This is a genomic window from Paenibacillus sp. TCA20, from assembly GCF_000732325.1.
Lineage (GTDB): Bacteria > Bacillota > Bacilli > Paenibacillales > Paenibacillaceae > Paenibacillus > Paenibacillus urinalis.
Map to the genome: position 1 here is coordinate 1 of NZ_BBIW01000009.1, position 20,247 is coordinate 20,247.

Annotated in this window: 18 protein-coding genes, 2 rRNA genes and 1 riboswitch; of the genes, 18 read left to right on the plus strand and 2 right to left on the minus strand. The window is 48.1% G+C overall.

From position 1 onward, the window contains the following. The 3 genes from TCA2_RS16790 to TCA2_RS16800 all read left to right on the plus strand — a co-directional run. Nucleotides 1-79: ribosomal RNA gene (locus TCA2_RS16790) — 23S ribosomal RNA — on the plus strand; the annotation flags it as partial. Between the two features lie 155 nt (nt 80-234). Beyond that, nucleotides 235-351, plus strand: a 5S ribosomal RNA gene (rrf, locus tag TCA2_RS16795). Nucleotides 352-492: 141 nt separating this feature from the next. Continuing rightward, the gene (locus TCA2_RS16800) at nt 493-1,488 is read left to right on the plus strand and encodes a ketoacyl-ACP synthase III (protein WP_047912773.1); all 996 of its coding nucleotides are present in this window, start codon (nt 493-495) and stop codon (nt 1,486-1,488) included. Nucleotides 1,489-1,581: 93 nt separating this feature from the next. Here TCA2_RS16800 and TCA2_RS16805 read toward each other — a convergent pair whose 3' ends face one another. Both TCA2_RS16805 and TCA2_RS16810 read right to left on the minus strand, forming a co-directional pair. Further along, complete coding sequence (locus TCA2_RS16805) at nt 1,582-2,583, minus strand: potassium channel family protein (RefSeq protein ID WP_193746072.1); 1,002 nt, start codon at nt 2,581-2,583, stop codon at nt 1,582-1,584. 269 nt (nt 2,584-2,852) lie between these two features. Beyond that, nucleotides 2,853-4,790 carry an amidase family protein gene (locus TCA2_RS16810; protein ID WP_047912775.1) on the minus strand — a complete coding sequence of 646 codons (1,938 nt, stop codon included), beginning with the start codon at nt 4,788-4,790 and terminating at the stop codon, nt 2,853-2,855. Between the two features lie 464 nt (nt 4,791-5,254). Here TCA2_RS16810 and TCA2_RS16815 point away from each other — a divergent pair, with 464 nt between their 5' ends. From TCA2_RS16815 to purN, 15 genes are all read left to right on the plus strand, one after another. Further along, nucleotides 5,255-7,399, plus strand: coding sequence for a DNA topoisomerase III (locus TCA2_RS16815; protein WP_047912776.1), 2,145 nt, complete (start codon nt 5,255-5,257; stop codon nt 7,397-7,399). Between the two features lie 81 nt (nt 7,400-7,480). After that, nucleotides 7,481-7,618 carry a hypothetical protein gene (locus TCA2_RS27250; protein WP_177178806.1) on the plus strand — a complete coding sequence of 46 codons (138 nt, stop codon included), beginning with the start codon at nt 7,481-7,483 and terminating at the stop codon, nt 7,616-7,618. 248 nt (nt 7,619-7,866) lie between these two features. Further along, nucleotides 7,867-8,130: a DUF1294 domain-containing protein gene (locus TCA2_RS16820; protein WP_047912777.1), complete on the plus strand. Its 264-nt coding sequence runs from the start codon at nt 7,867-7,869 to the stop codon at nt 8,128-8,130. A gap of 98 nt (nt 8,131-8,228) precedes the next feature. Next, nucleotides 8,229-8,663 (plus strand): universal stress protein, encoded by a 435-nt coding sequence (locus TCA2_RS16825; protein WP_047912778.1) that lies wholly within the window; start codon nt 8,229-8,231, stop codon nt 8,661-8,663. A gap of 278 nt (nt 8,664-8,941) precedes the next feature. After that, a riboswitch (purine riboswitch) is annotated at nt 8,942-9,043 on the plus strand. A gap of 190 nt (nt 9,044-9,233) precedes the next feature. Further along, a complete protein-coding gene (gene purE / locus TCA2_RS16830) occupies nt 9,234-9,719 on the plus strand; it encodes a 5-(carboxyamino)imidazole ribonucleotide mutase (RefSeq protein ID WP_047912779.1) in 486 nt (161 codons plus the stop codon). Further along, nucleotides 9,716-10,894, plus strand: coding sequence for a 5-(carboxyamino)imidazole ribonucleotide synthase (gene purK / locus TCA2_RS16835; RefSeq protein WP_047912780.1), 1,179 nt, complete (start codon nt 9,716-9,718; stop codon nt 10,892-10,894). The genes purE and purK overlap by 4 nt, the downstream gene beginning before the upstream one ends. Nucleotides 10,895-10,896: 2 nt before the next feature. After that, complete coding sequence (gene purB / locus TCA2_RS16840; protein WP_047912781.1) at nt 10,897-12,192, plus strand: adenylosuccinate lyase; 1,296 nt, start codon at nt 10,897-10,899, stop codon at nt 12,190-12,192. A 57-nt stretch (nt 12,193-12,249) separates the two neighbouring features. Beyond that, entirely contained in the window at nt 12,250-13,131 is an 882-nt protein-coding gene (locus TCA2_RS16845) for a phosphoribosylaminoimidazolesuccinocarboxamide synthase (RefSeq protein WP_047912939.1), read from the plus strand. Nucleotides 13,132-13,265: 134 nt separating this feature from the next. Then, entirely contained in the window at nt 13,266-13,511 is a 246-nt protein-coding gene (gene purS / locus TCA2_RS16850; RefSeq protein ID WP_047912782.1) for a phosphoribosylformylglycinamidine synthase subunit PurS, read from the plus strand. 3 nt (nt 13,512-13,514) lie between these two features. Beyond that, complete coding sequence (gene purQ / locus TCA2_RS16855; protein ID WP_047912783.1) at nt 13,515-14,204, plus strand: phosphoribosylformylglycinamidine synthase subunit PurQ; 690 nt, start codon at nt 13,515-13,517, stop codon at nt 14,202-14,204. Continuing rightward, nucleotides 14,182-16,425: a phosphoribosylformylglycinamidine synthase subunit PurL gene (gene purL / locus TCA2_RS16860; RefSeq protein WP_047912784.1), complete on the plus strand. Its 2,244-nt coding sequence runs from the start codon at nt 14,182-14,184 to the stop codon at nt 16,423-16,425. Before purQ ends, purL begins: the two co-directional genes overlap by 23 nt. Continuing rightward, on the plus strand, nt 16,410-17,888 hold the full coding sequence (gene purF / locus TCA2_RS16865) for an amidophosphoribosyltransferase (RefSeq protein WP_047912785.1): 1,479 nt from the start codon (nt 16,410-16,412) through the stop codon (nt 17,886-17,888). Before purL ends, purF begins: the two co-directional genes overlap by 16 nt. A gap of 42 nt (nt 17,889-17,930) precedes the next feature. Further along, nucleotides 17,931-18,239 carry a hypothetical protein gene (locus TCA2_RS16870; protein ID WP_152557776.1) on the plus strand — a complete coding sequence of 103 codons (309 nt, stop codon included), beginning with the start codon at nt 17,931-17,933 and terminating at the stop codon, nt 18,237-18,239. A 255-nt stretch (nt 18,240-18,494) separates the two neighbouring features. After that, nucleotides 18,495-19,535 (plus strand): phosphoribosylformylglycinamidine cyclo-ligase, encoded by a 1,041-nt coding sequence (gene purM / locus TCA2_RS16875; RefSeq protein WP_047912787.1) that lies wholly within the window; start codon nt 18,495-18,497, stop codon nt 19,533-19,535. Continuing rightward, nucleotides 19,535-20,161, plus strand: coding sequence for a phosphoribosylglycinamide formyltransferase (gene purN / locus TCA2_RS16880; RefSeq protein WP_047912788.1), 627 nt, complete (start codon nt 19,535-19,537; stop codon nt 20,159-20,161). The genes purM and purN overlap by 1 nt, the downstream gene beginning before the upstream one ends. Nucleotides 20,162-20,247: the final 86 nt, after the last annotated feature.

Consider the following 20,247-nt stretch of genomic DNA (forward strand, 5'->3'; position numbering starts at 1 on the left):
TACGAGGTAGATAGGCTGGGGGTGGAAGTGCAGCAATGCATGGAGCTGACCAGTACTAATCGGTCGAGGGCTTATCCTAAGAGTTTTCGAAGAAAACTTGCTTCGGAAGCATAAGCACAGAACCCCGAGAACAACGGGGAAGCACTAAATCGCACATTGTTTCGTATCTAGTTTTCAGGGAGTAAATCCTTGTTATAGTGATTTTTCAAGAAGCGAAAGCTTCGAAAAATCCTGTTTGGTGGCGATAGCGGAGGGGTTCCACACGTACCCATCCCGAACACGACCGTTAAGCCCTCCAGCGCCGATGGTACTTGGACCGCAGGGTCCTGGGAGAGTAGGACGTCGCCAAGCACACATAAGACACTATCGATGAAATTCGATAGTGTCTTTTTTTTGCTCGAGAGCTTAAACATAAAATATCGAATAATTTAGTACCAAGTACTAGTACCAAGTGTTATAATGGTGATACTAACTGTAAGGAAGGTGAACAGGATGTATCAGTCAAATGCGAAAATTACGGCAATAGGTACTTATGTACCGCAGAAAATATTATCTAACGAAGATCTCGAAAAAATGGTAGATACGAATGATGAGTGGATCGTACAGCGTACAGGCATGCGAGAACGAAGAATAGCTGCTGAGAACGAGTTTGTATCTGATCTGAGCTATAAAGCAGTTGCAGACATGATTAAACGCTACGCTGTTGATGTAACCGATGTAGATATGATTCTGGTGGCCACTAGTACAGCGGAGTATACTTTTCCGAACGTCGCTTCCCGAATTCAACAGCATTTTAATATTAAACAAGCAGGTGCTATTGATCTAGGATCAGCTTGTGCGGGATTTGTTTACGGATTGCAGTTGGCAGATGGAATGGTATCCAGTGGTATTCACAAGAAAGTGCTTGTTGTTGGTGCTGAGACTCTTTCCAAAATCACAGATTATACAGACCGATCTACCTGCATCCTCTTTGGGGATGGGGCCGGAGTTGTGTTGATCGAAAGAGATGCGGAGCATCCAGGATTTATATCTACGGTATCCGGCACTCATGGCAGTGGTGGAGGTCATTTATATAGAAGAACATTTGCTACAGAGATTGATGGACTGAATATTGAGAAGGACTCATTTCTTGTTCAGAACGGACGGGAGGTCTACAAATGGGCAGTACGCCATGTGCCTGAGGCATCTAATCAACTGATTAAGGAATCAGGGCTGCAGCCGGAAGATATCGATTGGTTTGTACCGCACAGCGCGAATTTAAGAATGATTGAATCCATTTGTGTGAAAGGCCCGATTCCTATTGAGCGTACATTGACTAGTGTAGAGTATAGAGGAAATACCTCGGCTGCCTCGATCCCCTTGGCAATTCAGCTCGGACTTGATGACGGGCGTCTGAAATATAATGATAAGATGCTGCTGTTTGGATTTGGTGGTGGCCTAACGTATGCAGGAGTGATTATGCGCTGGACCGTACCGGATAGGGACTAAAACAATAAGGAATGGGGAGCTTGTCCTCATTCCTTTTACATAATGGATTTGAGTATCAAGAGACCTGCGATGAATTGGCATGATTAAAATCTATTATGAATTTATGACATATCCCTCGCTTATCTTTTGGAATGTATTTTCATCCGCGATAATAAATAACTTAGCTTGTTCTGGAATGATAGTATTAGGCCTTCTTATGATACTAGTATCATCGTGATCAGCAATCAATAAGGCACCCATTGCTTTTATTTCCTCGAACGCGTCATTGTAAGTTATCCATTCTTTCTTTTTGTTAATAACATATATTTTCTCGCCACTCTCTGTGCTGAGCAGATTCATAAAAAGCTTGGAAGAACCTTTATGTACACTTGCATGGGCGATCAGATAGGAGATAGACTGCTGTGAAAGGATGAGCTCGTCTACCTTCGCATGCTTAAAGTTCATAAGGTGATTCTCCTTAAGAATCTCTGCTATGGTGTATATATGGCGGTTCACTTTCTCGCCGTAGCTTTCAATTGTTGTGGCAATCAGCAGTGTCTGTCCATCTGCATATTTGGCCGGTACTCCTTGAGGAGAAAAGATAATAACGGCTTTTGATTTGGCCACATTTGCACGATCAAGTGTCTCGTATTCTGTCGGCTCGCCTTGAATGTAATGAATTTGACTATGATCTATGGGGCTCGAAGGAAGATCAGCGATAAGTACGATGTTATGAACGCTGTCGCTGTTCAGCATTTCCTTAATGGTGTCTTTGATCTTATCGTCAGACCAGCCAATAATGACATAATGATCCTCACCTCTATAATCCATTTTTCCTTCCTCCTTCATCTTGATCCATTTAATAAATCGTTCCGATACTTTAGCAACGAGCGTCCCGATCAGAAAAAGTCCTGTAAAAATAACGATCGTACCGAAAATCATTCCAGGTAGGGTCTCAGGGAAGTAATCCCCATAACCGACCGTTGTGGTCGTAACAATAACCCACCAGAGACCTTTGATATAGGTCGAGAATTTCTCAGGCTCCAGAATATGAATGATGATCGGGCTTATGAAGAAGAAGGATAGTGTAAAATAGATAAGCGTTATATTGCTCATTTTAAACATTTTCTCGAAAGCCTTACGCCAAAAAAGCATAGCCCACCTCATTTTTAATTTGTGTAGCGCAGCTGGATTATGGCATTTATTTACGGCTTAAACATAGCTGCGTTCCACTACTTTTCAAAATATTTACAGTGAGTTCTATTATATAAAACTTCTTGCCGCTCGGCTATCTAAATCCTTTCCCTGAAAAAAGAGCACATACCGACTGGGTCGGCATGTGCTCATCTTATGAAATCGTTGTGTGTCTATAAACGATATCATAACTACTCAGACAACATAGGGGCTATACGGTGCTGTGTTCCCTGCTCGTAGCTATAAGCGAGCTTGATGAGTTTACCTTCATCATAGGCTCTGCCAAGGAATTCAATCCCGACAGGAAGTCCGTTCTTGGTGAAACCAGCTGGAACCGTGATAGCGGGGAATCCAGAGAATGCGCTAAGCCGGTTATTACCGCCGGCATTCTGAGGCTCACCTATTACCGCAGCAGCCGCAGCTGTACTAGGATACACAATGGCATCCAGGTTATGGTCTGCCATCACTTGTAGAAGAGAGTCTTTGGCCAGCTTCGTTCGCTTCAGCACGATATCTTTGTATTCCTCGGTTTCCAATGTTTCACGGGCATCGCGGGACTTCATCGATTGCTCTTGGTCTAAATCATAATTGCCAGATGCAATGATCTCAGACAAGGTGGCGTATGGAGCATCTTCACCAAGTCCTTTAAGGTAGTCATTAAGCTGGAATTTGAACTCATAGCTGCTGAGACTTGGATACTTAGAGAGTTCGGCCAAATTAGGGAGCTTGATCTCTACAGCAGTAGCGCCAAGTCCTTCAATTTTATCAATCGCATTATAAATAATGGAGGAGGTTTCTTGTTCTGCATCACTGCTGGTGGAGAAAAGCTCAGTAGCTACACCGATGCGAGCGCCTTGCAGGCCTTGTGGGTCCAAATGATCGAGATAGCTCTCTGGAATTCGTCCGACGCTTGCTGCGGTGCTCACATCCTCAGGGTCATATCCTGCAATAGCATCCAGCATGATCGCAGCGTCTTCGACGGTGCGCGCCATAGGTCCGCCTACATCCTGTGTGAGTGCAAGCGGAATGATTCCGTCACGGCTTGCTAGTCCAATCGTTGGACGAATCCCTACAAGACTATTAAAACTGGAAGGGATACGGATTGAGCCTCCGGTATCTGTGCCTAAGCCTGCAGCTGCAAAGTTGGCGGCAATCGCAGCACCCGTCCCCCCGCTTGAACCGCCGGGATAGTGATCCAGTGCATAAGGGTTTAAGGTCTGTCCACCGAGTGAGCTGGATGTTGTGATGCCGAAGGCAAATTCATGCAGATTTGTTTTGCCCAAGATGATTGCACCGGCTTTTTTCAATCTGGCGATTTGCTCTGCATCTTCATCTGGAATAGAATCCTTGAGGCATAGGCAGCCTGCTGAGGTTGGCATATCATTCGTATCATAATTATCCTTGACCAGAATCGGGATCCCATGAAGATGACTGCGAGGTCCTGTACTTGTACGTTCCTTATCGAGTTCAGCTGCAATATCAAGAGCATCATCGTTTATTGTGAGTACTGCATTTAGAGAAGGACCTTGATCATCATACTGTTCAATCCGATCCAGATACATTTGCACAAGCTGGACAGAGGTCAGCTTTCCTTGTTCCATCGCTTGTTGCATATCTGAAATGGTAGCTTCCTCGATTTCAAAAGGCTGTATGTATTCTAAGACACGTTCATAGATAAGCTGGACATCTGAAACGGTAAGCGGAGTTCTTGGGAAGAAGGAGTCTTTACTGTAGCCTGTCATAATTTCAGCTTGAGCTACAGCACTAATCGCATCAGCATAGGAGCTGTTTTGAGGGGTATCTTTAAATGAACGGTCTGCTGCAGGCAGAGAGAGCCATTCCTGAATGGTTTGGGCTGCGCTTTGTCTTGATATCACGGTGCTGGTGGGTCTCTCCAAGGTAAATGGAACCCCCGCAGTCTCTGCAGCCCGCTTCATTTGATCGTAAAAATAGGCGGCGTCTGCAGGCTTGTTACCGGTGAGCTCGGCAGAGGATGTACCACCTGAAGTTGTTCCGTCTGCTGCTGATGCTGTATAGGCAGGAAGCAGGAAGGAGCTGGTTAGGAGTGCAGCTGCAAGCAAGGCTTGTCCACTTTTTTTCCATCGGCGTAACGGCTGGTTCACATTCATATAAACACTCTCCTTGTAGGTTGATCTTGAGCTCAGAGTCGATAGCATATCCTAACTCGTGTCACTTAGATCTTATTTAATGTCATAAATTGTTACAAGCATAGCAGGTATGTAATAAAGCGATTACATCAATTGTTTTCTGCAAATTGCTCTTTATTTCAGATAAATATCTCTATGAAAATAAAATTGATCAAGGAGTCTTAAGACTATTCTCACAGCTTCAATGTAAACTAAATTGACATTATGAGTATCTAGTTAGTTCTCTCGAGTATACTTCTGCGTTTGTCTAACATGTTAGGAGAGTGGGGCTCTCACTTTATTTGGTTTTCTATTACTTACTCCGTATTGTGAATTTTGTAGTGTCAATCGTTCATAATGAACGTTCTTGGTATGTAAGGACTTCTTCTTTCGCAGGCACTTTAAAGGAATGATATAATGAAGGATGTTATAGAAAGGAGAGTCTCATGAAAGTACTTGTTCTAGCAGAAAAGCCCTCCGTCGCACGTGAGATTGCGCGTGTAATGGGAAGCAGAGAGAAGCATAAGAGCTATTTTGAAGGACCTAAATATGTAGTGACTTGGGCTTTGGGCCATCTGGTCGGATTGGCTGAGCCTGAGGATTATGATCATAAATATGCAACCTGGAACCTTGCGGACCTGCCGATTCTACCGAAGCAGACGAAGCTGAAGGTGCTGAGAGAAACCCAGCATCAATATAAAGCAGTGCAGCAGCTCATGAAGCGACAAGATATCAAGGAACTCGTCATTGCAACTGATGCTGCTCGTGAAGGTGAGCTATTGGCCCGCTGGATTATGCAGATGGCGCATTTCAAGAAGCCTTTTAAACGCTTATGGATCTCGTCTCAGACGGACAAAGCCATCAAAGAAGGGTTTGCAAACTTGAAGCCGGGTCAGCAGTTTGATCGTTTGTATGAATCGGCACGCTGCCGTGCTGAGGCGGACTGGATGATCGGTCTCAATGTCACCCGCGCTCTTACCGTTAAATATAATGCCCAGCTGTCTGCGGGACGCGTCCAAACCCCGACTCTTGGCATGATCATGAATCGGGAAAAGGAAATCATGAATTTCCGATCAGAGGAATACGACACGTTGTCTGCTGATTTTGGCAGCTTCCAAGCAATGTGGCGAGCGCCTCAGGGAGACTCTCGTATTTTTGATAAAGCTCGGACAGAAGAGCTTAAGCGCAAGCTTGAAGGACGTTCCGGCAAGGTCGTTCAAGTCAAAAAAAGCGAGAAGGTTGAAACCCATCCGCTGGCATACGACTTAACCGAGCTGCAGAGAGATGCCAATAAGCGATATGGCTTCTCAGCGAAACAAACCTCTAATCTCCTGCAGAAATTGTACGAGCAGCATAAGCTGGTCACTTATCCACGGACAGACAGCAGATACTTACCTTCAGATATGACAGAGACGTTCAAGGAGCGTCTGGAAAGTGTAGCGGTAGGCCCGTATAGTTCATTAGCAAGACCGCTGCTTCGGACCAAGCTTCTGGTCACGAAGCGTGTGGTGGATGACAGTAAAGTGAGTGACCACCATGCCATTATCCCTACAGAGCAAACGGTTCTGCTCAATCAATTGTCTGCGGAGGAGCGCAAGCTCTACGATCTGATTGTAAGACGATTTATAAGTCTGTTCTATCCACCAGCCCGATATGATGCGGTTCAGGTTAAGATTGAAGCAGAGAATGAAGCTTTTATTGTAAAAGGAACAACGGTTAAAAATCACGGATGGCGTGAAGTATATGGTGCAGAAGGTTACAGCGATGAGGATGAAGAGACTTCTGATGATGACTCCTCGGATTCAAGAGGAAGTGGGCAGCAGCTGCCTGAGCTTCGCGAAGGGGAGCTCATCAAGATTCAGCGATGCATCATCAAGTCAGCTCGTACAATGCCGCCTAAACGCTATAATGAAGCAGCTTTACTGGCTCAGATGGAGAAGCATGGTCTGGGTACACCTGCGACCAGAGCTGATATTATCGAGAAGCTTGTCAGCAGTGACACGATTGAACGTCAGGGCAATGTGATGCACCCTACTGGCAAAGGGAAACAGCTGATTGAACTGGCAGCACCACAGCTTCGTACACCTGAGCTCACTGCCAAATGGGAGTCTGAGCTGGAGCGCATTGGCAAAGGTCAGGGATCTCCTGAACCATTCTTAAACGGAATTCGGAAGATGGCGGACGAACTTGTGCGCAGTGTCAAGAATAGTACCACGGAATACAAGCCGCACAATGTATCTAACAGCCATTGTCCAGATTGTGGTACAAGACTGCTCGAGAAGAAATCCAAGCGAGGCAAGTTCCTCGTGTGTCCTGCGGAGGATTGCAGCTACAAGCGATCGGCAGAGAAACGTTTGTCCAACCGCCGTTGTCCGCAATGCCATAAGAAGATGGAGCTTAAAGAGGGCAAGGCAGGGATGTATGTGCAGTGTCTGCCATGCGGCATCACGGAGACCTTGGATAAGGACAAGCAGCGGGTTAATAAACGTGAGCAGCAGAAGCTTGTTAAGCAGTTCGAGAAAAAGGAGCCGATTGGCTCGAATCTTGGTGATCTGCTGAAGGCAGCGATGGAAAAGAAAGAAGGTAAATAGGGCAGTGTGCGGCGCAATACGAAGTATTCGTATAATGCTCGTCCGAAGATGACAATCTATGTCGTAGGGGGTGAGCGACACATGCCTTATCATAAACCGCTGAAAATTAAAAACCAGCAAAATAAGTCTAGTGTGCTAGAGGAAAGCAGAACCATTCGTCCGGCCAAGGCCGCCCACACTCCGCCAAGCTTGAACGGCATTCCTAAGCAGGAATCCTAAGCTGTAAGCTGTTATTCGCAGTGATAAGCTGGCTGCATGAGAACCAGATTCAATATTGAATCTGGTTCTTTTGCATGCTTTTAGGCGCAGTATGAAGTTATGGATAACTGACGCATAGAATAAAGCCCATATAGATACACTATATTCAGCCAACAACATCGGAGCCTGTCCGAGCTCATTGTCACTCTGTTTCTTCAGAAGCTATAATGGAGTGGGGAATGCGATCCCTAAAGAAAGGGGAATTGCCAATGCGGACAGGCATCATTCTATGGTTTGTTTTTATAAATGTGGTAGCCTATCTTGTGATGTCAGAGGATAAGAGAAGAGCACAAAAAAGACGAGATCGGGTTCCGGAAAAAACGTTGTTTTTACTTGCTGCGATCGGAGGTTCCCTCGGCATACTGATTGCAATGTACCGGAAGCGGCACAAAACAAGGCATGCCAGCTTTACCATTGGCGTACCTGTTCTTCTCTTCGTTAATGCTATACTTTATGGCTATTTTTTAAGCTGAGTTTATTATAACGCTTAGTGAAGCTGACAGACAGCTTGTGATTCAAACAAATCCGTAATCGGTTAAATAGAAGTACATACAGAAAGGTGGCGTTCCTGATGACTTTTTCCAATATTCTACTTGCATACGACGGATCAGAGTTAGCGAACAAAGCGTTTGAGCGCGCAGTGGAGTTAGCCAAATTATCTGACAATACACAGCTGCATATTGTTCATGTATATGATTTCCCGCGGGTATTTATCGGCGAAGGTCTGGCACCAATCCCACCGTCGGTAAACAGTGATGTATATGAGCTTGCTGAAGAGACCGTAGACAAGATTAAGAGACGTCTTGTTAATGAGCAGATCGGTGCTAGGGTTGAACTCATTCAAGGCTCTCCGGTGGATGTCATATTGGAGTATGTGAAACAGAACGAAACGGATCTCATTGTAATAGGCAGCAGAGGACTCAGCGGGATACGTGAATTCGTGCTGGGCAGTGTAAGCCATCGTGTAGTTCAGGAAGCAGACGTTCCCGTACTCGTAGTGAAATAAACAAGATGAAACAGAGCATTTTATTCGAAAAAACCAGTATCTTTCCTGTACTTCATGGGAGCTGCTGGTTTTATTTATGTTTCAATTCAATAAATATCCGAACATTAAATATGGTAAAGATTAAAATGTTCGTCTTTAAGTTGACATGAGGTGTAGGGGATTGTTAAACTGTTAAAGGTAAAAAGAATAAACTCGGAAATCAAAGAAATAAGTAAAACTGCAGAACAAAGAATCAATTATTCTAATACCGATCGTAGTCGTAGTTATGTAATTGATTCGTTCAAAATATAGAATGATCTCGTATAGTACCGGGGATACGGCCCGGAAGTTTCTACCCGAAAACCGTTAATTTTCGGACTACGAGGATATCAGTGTTATGAGCCGCCGCTGATGCAGGGTTTGGCTTGTGTGGAAGCACATCCATGGTGGGTAATTGTCTCTCCCGTAAGGCTGCAGCTCTGATATCTTCATATCGTCCGGAATCCGTATAGTGTCATCAAAACTCGAGGATTTCGGTTTTTTTTCGTCAAATTGAAGGTGCTTGTGATCTAATTCGAGGGAGTGGATATCATGTCAGTGCAAGTTGCCGTAATTATGGGGAGTACATCAGATTGGGAAACGATGAGACATGCCTGTGAAGTGTTGGACGAGCTGGACATTGCTTATGAGAAGAAGGTTGTCTCTGCTCACCGTACGCCGGATCTTATGTTCGAATTCGCAGAGGGCGCGTATGACCGCGGAATCAAAGTGATTATTGCAGGAGCAGGAGGTGCCGCTCATTTGCCTGGAATGGTCGCATCCAAAACCTTGGTTCCTGTGATCGGTGTTCCTGTTCAGTCCAAGGCACTGAATGGTCTGGATTCTCTGCTCTCGATCGTGCAAATGCCTGGCGGTATTCCGGTAGCTACAGTGGCCATCGGCAAAGCAGGAGCAACCAATGCAGGGCTGCTCGCTGCACAGATCATCGGGGCGTTTGAACCTGAGGTTGCGGTTAGAGCACAGGAACGCAGAGATCGAATCCGTAAAGAAGTACTAGAAAGCAGTGATACGTTATGATAAATAAGCTAATCAGCGAGAGCGCGAAGGTCTTCCCTTCTGGAGCCACGATTGGAATCCTTGGAGGCGGACAGCTTGGACGGATGATGACACTATCAGGTACAGCTATGGGATACCGGTTTATTACACTGGAGCCGACCGAGAATTCACCTTGCGGGCAAGTCGCGCGGCAGATTGTAGCAGGTTACGATGATCAGAATGCAGCACGCCAGCTTGCAGAAGAGTGCGATGTAATCACTTATGAGTTTGAAAATGTGGATGCCGAAGTGGCGGCCTTGCTGGAGAACGAAGCGTATGTCCCCCAAGGAAGCAGACTGCTGTATACGACTCAGCATCGTCTTCGGGAGAAGCGTGCCATTGAAGCGGCGGGTGTGCCGGTTGCTCCATATCGGGAAATTACGAGTGCAGAGGACATGAGCGCAGCGGTTGAGGCGCTAGGCGTTCCTTGTGTGCTTAAGACGGTAACTGGAGGCTATGATGGCAAAGGCCAGCGGGTGATTCGTGACAGAGAGGCGGCACTTGAGGCTTACGAGGAGCTGGCGAGCCTTGGTACAGAGCTCGTATTAGAGCAGTTTGTAGCCTTTAACTGCGAAATATCCGTTATTGCTGCACGTAATCCCCAAGGAGAGATTCGGACATTTCCCCCAGCTGAGAATGTGCATGTGAATAATATATTGCACACTTCCGTTGTACCGGCGAGAGTATCATCAGAGCTCCAGCTCGAAGCGCAGCAGCTCGCAGCTAAGATCGCCGAATCGATGGGAGCCGTTGGGCTGCTGGCTGTGGAGATGTTTGTGACAAGAGATGGACAGCTGTACGTTAACGAGCTGGCACCTCGACCACACAACTCAGGTCATTATACGATGGAGGCGTGCAGCACATCACAATTTGAGCAGCATGTAAGAGCTATATGCGGCCTCCCGCTTGCAGATACATGCCTGCTGAGCCCTGTTGTGATGGTGAATGTCCTGGGAGAACATATTGAAGCCGTAATTGATCGATTTGCCAAAAAGGACTCAGACGCAGACGAACTGGGCATTGTACCTAAGCTTCACCTGTACGGCAAAGCCGAAGCCAAGACTGGACGTAAGATGGGACATATCAACCTGTTATGCCATGATGTGCAGCATGCACTGGATTGGATAGACAAAACCAATATATGGAGGAACGAATAGAAATGATTGAACGTTATAGCAGACCCGAAATGCGGGCGATTTGGACGGAAGAGAATAAATTTAAGGCTTGGCTGGAAGTGGAAATTTGTGCATGCGAGGCTTGGGCTGAGCTGGGCGTCATACCACAAGAGGATGCAGCTGTTCTTCGTGAGAAAGCAAGCTTTGACATTGACCGGATCTACGAGATTGAGCAGGAGACACGTCATGATGTCATTGCCTTCACACGTACCGTATCCGAAAGTCTTGGAGAGGAACGCAAATGGGTGCATTACGGTCTGACTTCTACAGATGTTGTTGATACAGCGAACGGTTACCTGCTTCGTCAGGCGAATGAAATTCTTGAGAAGGACATTCTGAACTTCATTCAGATCCTAAGAGACAAAGCGATTGAATACAAGCACACTCCAATGATGGGACGTACACATGGTGTACATGCCGAGCCAACCACCTTTGGTCTGAAAATGGCGCTATGGCATGAAGAGATGAAGCGCAACCTGGAACGCTTCCGTCATGCTGCTGACAATGTCCAGTTTGGCAAAATCTCAGGTGCTGTAGGAACTTATGCGAACATAGATCCTTTCGTTGAGGAATTCGTATGTAAAAAGCTGGGCACGAAGCCGGCTCCGATCTCAACGCAAACATTGCAGCGTGACCGCCATGCTGAATATATGGCAACCCTTGCACTGATCGCGACTTCCTTGGACAAATTCGCGACCGAAGTACGTGCACTCCAGAAGAGTGAATTCCGTGAAGTGGAAGAGGCTTTTGCTAAAGGTCAAAAAGGCTCATCTGCTATGCCGCACAAGCGCAATCCGATCGGCAGCGAGAACATCTCCGGCTTGTCCCGTGTCATTCGCGGACATATGCTGACAGCCTATGAGAATGTAACGCTGTGGCATGAGCGTGATATTTCGCACTCCTCTGCTGAACGCGTCATTCTGCCGGATGCCACGATGCTGCTGAACTATATGCTGAACCGTTTTGGCAACATCATCAAGAACTTGACGGTGTTCCCTGAGAACATGAAGCGCAACATGGCCCGTACTTTCGGTGTTCCGTTCTCCGGACGCATTATGACGAAGCTGATTGATAAAGGCTTCAGCCGTGAAGAAGCGTACGATACAGTTCAGCCTCGTGCGATGGAAGCATGGGAGACACAGCGCCAATTCCGCGACATCGTGGAAGCGACGCCGGCGATTACGGAAGTGCTCAGCACAGAGGAGATCGAGGACGCCTTTAATCCGGCATGGCATCTGAAGCATGTGGATACGATTTTTGACAAATTGGGATTAAACTAGTCCAGCAAGGTATCTGAAGGGCTGATACGGCTTGAAAAAATAATAAAACGTGGAGTGATTAACGTTATGGCTTTATCCACCGCAGCAGAGCTCATTAACGCACCACTGTTATACAAAGGCAAGGTTAGAGAGTTGTACGATTTGGGTGAGCATTTCCTGATCGTCGTAACAGACCGGATTTCAGCATTTGATTATGTGCTGGAGCCGGCTGTTCCGGAGAAAGGCAATGTACTCAATACAGTTAGTGCTTTCTGGTTTGACCAAACGAAGGAATGGATGCCAAACCACGTTGTCCATACCAATGTAGAAGAACTGGGCGATATCGTGCTGGATAAAGAAGCGCTGAGGGATCGGATTATGGTCACGAAAAAAGCCGAGCGTATTGATATCGAGTGCGTGGTTCGCGGATACATTACCGGCAATGGCTGGAGACAGTATCAATCCTCTGGAACAGTTAACGGAATTAAGCTTCCAGAAGGACTACGCAAAAATGCGAAGCTGGATAAGCCGATCTTCACGCCGGCGGCCAAGAACGATGTCGGCCATGATGAGGATATCTCCATTGAGCAGATGAAATCGGCGGTCGGTGAGGAGCTTGCGCTTGAGCTTGAAGCGAAGAGTCTGCAGCTGTATGAGTTTGCGAGAGACTATTGCGAGCAAAGAGGTATTATTTTGGCAGATTGCAAGTTTGAGTTCGGGATCGTGGATGGCGAGGTCATTTTGATAGACGAGATCTTTACCCCTGATGCCTCCCGGTTCTGGGCCAAGGAGAAGTATGCGCTGGACATTGAAATCGACAGCATGGATAAAGAGCCGGTAAGAGCCTATCTGGCATCCACGGATTGGGATAAGAACAGCCAGCCGGAGCCGCTTCCTGAGCATGTCGTGGAGGAAACAAGCCGACGCTATAAAGAGATTAAGGACAGGCTGACCCGTTAATTTAGACATAGGAACTGGGGAAGTACCCGTATCCGTGTTATGGAAACTTAGCAGATAAAAGCTTCATATTAGCAATCATTATCATCATTAATAGTCCATACCTTAAAAACATTCCTTAGGAGGAACTTCCGATCATGATAAAAGCTACTGTATACGTTACGATTAAACAAAGTGTACTTGACCCTCAAGGCGTTGCCGTACAAGGCGCGCTCCATTCCATGGGCTTCAGTGAAGTGGAAGGGGTACGCATCGGCAAATATCTGGAGCTGACACTGGATACAAGTGATCGTAATGAAGCAGAAGAACGCGTTAAGGTCATGTGTGAAAAGCTGCTCGCAAATACGGTTGTCGAAGACTACCGCTTTGAATTGGAGGTTTAATTCATGAAATTTGCAGTTCTCGTGTTTCCTGGATCCAACTGTGATATTGACTGCTATAAGGCAGTAGAAGAAACGATTGGACAGCCCGTGGATTATGTATGGCATACGGCAACAGACCTATCTGCCTATGACTGCATTATCGTTCCCGGCGGCTTCTCTTACGGTGACTATTTAAGATGCGGAGCAATCTCCAGATTTGCTCCAGTGATGAACGAAGTAGCCAAGGCTGCAGAGCAAGGTAAATACATTATCGGGATCTGCAACGGATTCCAAATCCTGACGGAAGCAGGGCTTCTCCCTGGCGCATTGCTGCGCAATACAGGTATGAAGTTTGTGTGCCATGACTCCGTACTCCAAGTGGAGAACAACAACACCCCATTTACAAGCGAGTATGAACTTGGGGAAGAGATTATTATCCCGATCGCGCATGGGGAAGGCAACTATTATTGTGATGAAGAGACGCTTGAGAAGCTTAAAACAAACAATCAAATCGTCTTTACTTATAAAAACAATCCGAACGGCTCCTTGAATAACATCGCCGGCGTAAGCAATGAGCGCGGCAACGTGGTAGGCATGATGCCTCACCCGGAACGTGCGGTGAATGAAGTGCTTGGAACGACAGACGGCAAACGCATGTTTACATCGATTTTGAACTCCTGGAGGGATCAGCATGACACAGCAAGTATCCGCTAAAGAACCAACCGCAGCACAGATTGCCGAGCATAAACTTTATCAGCAAATGGGCGTATCTGACAGTGAATATGACCTGATCGTGTCCTTCATGGGACGTCAGCCGAACTACACGGAGATCGGTGTATTCAGTGTTATGTGGTCAGAGCACTGTGCTTACAAGAACTCCAAGCCGCTGCTGCGCCGTTTCCCGACGACAGGCGAACGTGTCCTGATGGGACCGGGTGAGGGTGCAGGGATTGTCGACATTGGAGATAACCAGGCGGTTGTATTCAAGATCGAGAGTCATAACCATCCTTCCGCGGTTGAGCCTTTCCAAGGTGCAGCAACAGGAGTTGGCGGAATTATCCGCGACATTTTCTCCATGGGTGCAAGACCGATCGCATCCCTCAACTCCTTGCGCTTCGGCAAGCTGGAAAGTGATCGTGTGAAATATTTGTTTGAGCACGTCGTATCCGGTATTGCGGGCTACGGTAACTGTATCGGCATTCCGACGGTAGGCGGAGAAGTGATGTTTGACGAGAGCTATGACGGTAATCCGCTCGTAAATGCGATGTGCGTGGGTCTGATCGATCATGACAAAATTCAGCGTGGAGTTGCTAAAGGGGTAGGTAACCCGGTGTTTTACGTGGGACCTCCAACTGGACGTGACGGTATTCACGGAGCAACCTTTGCTTCGGTGGAGCTGACAGAGGAATCTGAATCCAAGCGTACAGCAGTACAGGTCGGCGACCCGTTCATGGAGAAGCTGGTAATGGAGGCTTGTCTTGAGCTGATTGATACTGGCATCGTGCTCGGTATTCAAGATATGGGTGCTGCTGGTCTTACGTGCTCCAGTGCGGAAATGGCAAGTAAGGCAGGAAATGGACTGGAGCTGTATCTGGATCAAGTGCCTCAGCGTGAAGAAGGTATGACACCATACGAGATGATGCTGTCCGAATCTCAAGAACGCATGCTGTTCGTCGTAGAGCCTAAAGACGAAGCACAAGCACGTGAAATTTTTGAGCGTTGGGGCGTGATCTGTGCAAAAGTCGGCAAGGTTACGGATGACGGACGACTGAAGCTGTACCATCACGGTGAAGTCGTTGGCGACATGCCGGTAACGGCATTGGTTGACGAATGCCCGGTATATAACAAACCATCCTCTGTCCCTGCTTATTATATTGAAAATGAAAAAATCGACACCCTGCGTTATGAAGAAGTGTCGGATCTGACAGGAGCTTTGAAAAAAGTGCTGTCCTCTCCGACCGTATCCAGCAAAGCTTGGGTGTATGACCAATATGACTATATGGTACGGACCAGCACTGCCGTTCGTCCAGGATCGGATGCGGCGGTAGTAACGGTGCATGGCACTCGTAAAGGTCTTGCAATGACAACAGACTGTAATGGCCGTTATGTATATCTGGATCCTGAAGTAGGCGGCAAAATTGCGGTCAGCGAAGCTGCCCGTAACATCGTTTGCTCTGGGGCAGAGCCGCTGGCGATTACAGACAACCTGAACTTTGGTTCGCCGGAGAAGCCGGACATCTTCTGGCAGATGGAAAAAGCGGTAGACGGAATGGCTGAGGCATGTACGGTACTGGGTACGCCGGTTATCGGGGGTAACGTAAGCTTATATAACGAAAATGCCAAAGGTGCAATTTACCCAACGCCTGTCGTTGGTATGGTCGGACTTGTGCATGATACAGACCATATTACGACACAAGGCTTCAAGAAAGAAGGAGATGTCATTCTTCTTCTTGGGAATACACATGCTGAGCTTGGCGGCAGCGAGTTCCAGTATGCGGTTCATGGCTTGACGGAAGGACGCCCTCCACAGCTTGATCTTGAAGTGGAGAAGAAGCTGCAGGAAGCGGTACTGGGTGCTATTCAAAAAGGACTCGTACAATCTGCGCATGACTTGTCTGAAGGCGGACTTGGCGTGGCACTGGCCGAGAGCTGTATCAGCGGCGGTATTGGTGCGAGCGTGAGCTTTACAACAGACCTTCGCGGAGACGTGGCTCTATTCAGCGAGAGCCAATCCCGTATTCTACTGACGGCAGACCAAGCACAGGCAGAGGAACTGGAAGCGTTCGTGAGAAACAGCGGCGTTCCGGTTCAAGTGATCGGACAAGTGAAAGGAAGCAATCTTAAATTGGAGTTGAACGGCACATCAGCTGTGGACGAACCGGTAGCGGTTCTGAAACAGGTCTGGGAGGATGTTATTCCATGTCTGATGAAGTAAAGACCCCGCAGTTTTGGACCGGCGATTACTACAACGAGGGTTCGGGCAAAGAGGGACTGTTTGATAAATTGAAAGAGGAGTGCGGGGTGTTCGGGGTGTATAGACACCCTGACGCGGCCTCCTTGTCCTATTACGGACTGCATGCCCTGCAGCATCGCGGCGAGGAAAGTGCCGGAATGTGTGTCAGTGACGGCAGCGAATTTCACTATCACCGCGGAATGGGACTTGTCAAAGAGGTGTTTACCAAGGATCTCATGGCTTCCCTCTCCGGAGATATTTCGATCGGTCATGTGCGTTATTCAACCAGCGGAGACAGCAAGCTGACGAATGCACAGCCGCTCGTATTTAAATATCGTGACGGCGATCTGGCGGTTGCGACGAACGGAAATATCGTGAACGCGCCAGAGATTCGCAAGGAGCTGGAGCAAGGCGGTTCCATTTTTCAAACGACGAGTGATACCGAGGTTATTGCACACTTGATCGCTCGTTCACCTAAGGATTTGGTTGAGGCGGCAAAAGATGCATTCCGCCGGATTGTTGGAGGCTATGCTTTCCTGATCATGACCAACGATCGGCTGATCGTTGCATCGGATGCTCATGGACTGCGTCCACTGACGATGGGCAAACTCGGCGATGCCTATATTTTTGCTTCCGAAACCTGTGCACTGGAGACGATTGGTGCTGAGCTGATCCGGGACATTGAGCCAGGAGAAATGCTGGTGCTTGACAGCGATGGGCTGCATGAAGACCGCTTCGAGGAGAAAAAGCACCGGAAAGCGCTGTGTGCGATGGAATATATCTACTTCGCGCGTCCGGACAGTGATATGAATGGAGCCAATCAGCATGGTGCACGGAAGCGGATGGGCAGCCGGCTGGCGATTGAATCGTTTGTGGATGCGGATGTCGTAACGGGTGTTCCCGATTCCAGTATTTCCGCGGCAATAGGCTATGCTGAGCAGACGGGTATTCCCTATGAGCTGGGGATGATTAAGAACAAATATACGGGACGTACCTTTATTCAGCCAAGTCAGGAGCTGCGTGAGCAGGGAGTGAAGATGAAGCTGAGTGCGGTGCGCCGGGTCGTAGAAGGCAAGCGGGTTGTCATGATTGACGATTCCATCGTGCGCGGTACGACATCACGCCGGATCGTGAACATGCTCCGGGATGCAGGAGCGACTGAGGTGCATGTACGTATTACATCACCACCGTTCAAGAATCCATGCTTCTACGGGATTGATACCCCGAACCGGGATGAGCTGATTGCTTCTTCCAAATCGATTGAGGAGATCTGCCGGGAGATTAACGCAGATTCACTGTCATTCCTCAGTCCCGAAGGTTTGATCTCTTCTATAGAAGGTAACCACCAGGATGAATATAAAGGCGGCCTATGTCTTGCCTGTTTCGATAATGACTACCCAACGACGCTGGACTTCAAGGACGCGAAGGCGGGCTGCGGCTGTTAATAAGCCGCAGAATTCATTGCTCCATGAAGAGCCGCCCTACATTTGCGACGCAAACAGGGGATGGCTCTGATGGAGCAAGGCGCGCAGCGCCAAAGGCACCGCAGTGGACCCGGCACATTTGCCGAAGGCAAACAGCAGGAGGTCCCAGCGGAGCAGCCACGCGCAGCGTGTCAAAGAGCTTCCCCGCGAGCCCCAGCGCATCTGCCGAAGGCAGACAGCGGGAAGGCTCAAGGGAAGCAAGGCGCGCAGCGCCAAGGGCATCGCAATGGACCCGGCACATTTGCCGAAGGCAAACAGCAGGAGGTCCCAGCGGAGCAGCCACGCGCAGCGTGCCAGAGAGCTTCACCATGATCCCTACACATTTGCCGAAGGCAAACAGTGGGTAAGCTCGGGTGAAGCCCCTGCGCGCATAGCGCAATCAGCAGTAGAGCGTGTCTGCAAGACGAAAGCGAATCCCAGCACCACAGTAACCATAGCAGGATCCAACCAAACTCCGGTCCGCGAATCCATTTTGCGGGTGTCCAGAGGGGCCGCGGCCTCTTTGGGGTCCTCCCTGTCAGGGAGGATTTAGGAGGGTGAATTTATATTTGAGGGACGGTGACCAAGTTGTCAGAAGCATACAAAAATGCAGGCGTCGATATCGCGGCAGGCAACGAAGCGGTTGAGAAAATGAAGAAACACGTAAAACGTACATTTCGCCCTGAAGTTATGACCGATCTTGGCGGATTCGGTGCCTTGTTCGGATTGAACAAGGATAAATACGATGAGCCCGTACTCGTGTCTGGCACAGATGGTGTCGGAACGAAGCTGAAGATTGCATTTGCGATGGATCAGCATGATACGATCGGCATTGATGCAGTGGCCATGTGTGTGAACGACATTGTCGTACAAGGTGCAGAACCATTGTTCTTCCTCGACTATCTGGCATGTGACAAGGTCGTACCTGACAAGATCGAAGCGATTGTAGCCGGTATTGCTGAGGGATGTCATCAGGCTGGAGCTGCGTTGATCGGCGGAGAAACAGCCGAAATGCCAGGCATGTACAGTGAAGGGGAATACGATATTGCCGGCTTTACGGTAGGGGTCGTGGACAAAACGAAGATCATTAACGGCAGCACGATTGCACCTGGCGACACGGTGATCGGTCTTGCTTCCAGCGGCGTGCACAGCAACGGCTTCTCTCTGGTTCGCAAATTGCTGCTGGAGCAGTCGGGATACAGCTTGCAGGATGAGATTGCAGAGCTTGGCGGAACACTGGGCGGTACGCTGCTTACGCCGACCAAGATATATGTGAAGCCAGTCCTCGCACTTCTGGATGAAGTGAAAGTAAAAGGCATGGCGCATATTACAGGCGGTGGATTCATCGAGAACATTCCGCGGATGCTTCCTGAAGGCGTGAACGTGGACATCGATCATGGCTCTTGGCCGGTTCTGCCGATCTTCAAGCTGATGCAGGACAAAGGCAGCATCTCTAATCGCGATATGTTCACAACCTTCAATATGGGAATTGGTCTTGTCCTTGTTGTCAGTGAAGCGGATGCGGAGAACACACTCGCAGTCCTTCGTGCGAATGGTGAGGAAGCTTACACCATCGGCCGTGTGACCGAAGGCAGCGGAATCGTGACCTTTACAGGAGTGGAAGTCTAATGCCTGGCTATCGCATTGCCGTGTTTGCTTCGGGACAGGGCAGCAATTTTCAGGCATTGGTGGATGCTGCAGCGAGCGGTAAGCTGGATGCAACGATTGAGCTGTTAGTCAGTGATCGACCACAGGCTCCAGTAGTGGAGAAGGCGGAAGCCGCTGGAATTGAATGCCATGTGTTTAAGCCTAAAGAGTATGCTTCAAGAGAAGCCTACGAGCAGGAGATTGTCGCCAAGCTGGAGGAGCGCGAGATTGATCTTGTAGTCCTTGCCGGTTATATGCGGCTCTTAACCTCTGTTGTCGTTGACCGTTATGCAGGCAGGCTGATTAACATTCATCCTTCCCTGCTGCCCGCGTTTCCGGGTAAGGATGCCATTGGACAAGCTCTGGATTACGGAGTAAAGATGACGGGGATTACGGTGCACTTTGTGGACGGAGGAATGGACACAGGAGCTATTATAGCCCAGAGAGCCATTACGGTTTCACCGGAGGATACAACAGAGACACTTGCTGCTTCGATTCATGAATTGGAACGTGAGCTGTATCCAGAGGTCGTATCTTGGTTCACCAAAGGGCTTGTCACGCTGGATGGACGCAAAGTTACGATTGCGGAGAATGATGTCAGAAAGTAAGAGGCAGGATTCGGAAAAGTAACATTTTGCGATATTACTCATTTGTTCGCTGCAAGATATGATATTTCTCGGGAAATAAAACAACA